The organism is Actinokineospora bangkokensis (assembly GCF_001940455.1).
Classification (GTDB): Bacteria; Actinomycetota; Actinomycetes; order Mycobacteriales; family Pseudonocardiaceae; genus Actinokineospora; species Actinokineospora bangkokensis.
Window position 1 is genome coordinate 1 of record NZ_MKQR01000027.1, and the last position, 745, is coordinate 745.

General features: G+C 73.8%; 1 pseudogene. It reads left to right on the plus strand.

The features are described from left to right. Positions 1–592: pseudogene (locus BJP25_RS34420) on the plus strand (DNA polymerase III subunit gamma/tau); the annotation flags it as partial. Between the last annotated feature and the right edge of the window lie 153 nt (positions 593–745).

The following is a 745-nucleotide window of genomic DNA, read 5'->3' on the forward strand; positions in this document are numbered from 1 at the left end:
CGCGGCGCAGGAACCCGCCCCGGAACCCCCGACCCCGCCCGCGGGCGGCCTGGACGCCGCCGCGATCCGCCGCATCTGGTCGGAACTGCTCACCGAGGTCCGCAAGACCAGCCGCAGCACCGCCGCCATGGTCACCGACGCCACCGTCCAAGCCGTCGAGGGCGACACGGTCGTCATCGGCCACCCCGCCGCCCCCCTCGTCCGCCGCCTCGCCGAACCCCGCAACACCGAGGCCATCGCCAAGGCCCTCACCGCCGTCCTCGGCGGCACCTGGCAGGTCCGCTGCGTCCACGCCGGCCCCGGCGCCCCACCCCCGGCCGCCACCCAGCAGTCCTCCCGCCCCACCCCCAAGACCCCCGAACGCCCCGAGCGCAAGTTCGAAACCCCCAAGCGCGTCGCCCGGGTCGAAGACGTGGGCCCGGAACCCCCGACCGAAGAACTCCCCCCACCCCCGGAACCGGAGGACGAGGAGGAGATGCTGGCCCAGGCCGCCCACAAGCCAGACCCCACCGACACCCCCCGGGAAGACCCCGAAGCAGCCATGCTCCGCCTCCTGGCCGACAAACTGGGCGCCCGCCCCGTAGAGGGCTGACCCCCGAAGCCACACGCGAGCCCCTCCCCAAGGCATCTCCAATAGCCGTCGTTGGCCAGCCCCACGCCCACCCCGCAACTCATGGTGCCCAGCCCCACCAACCCCCCCGGCACCCCCCGACAAAGCTCAGCTGAGCAATTGGTCATGGGCTCT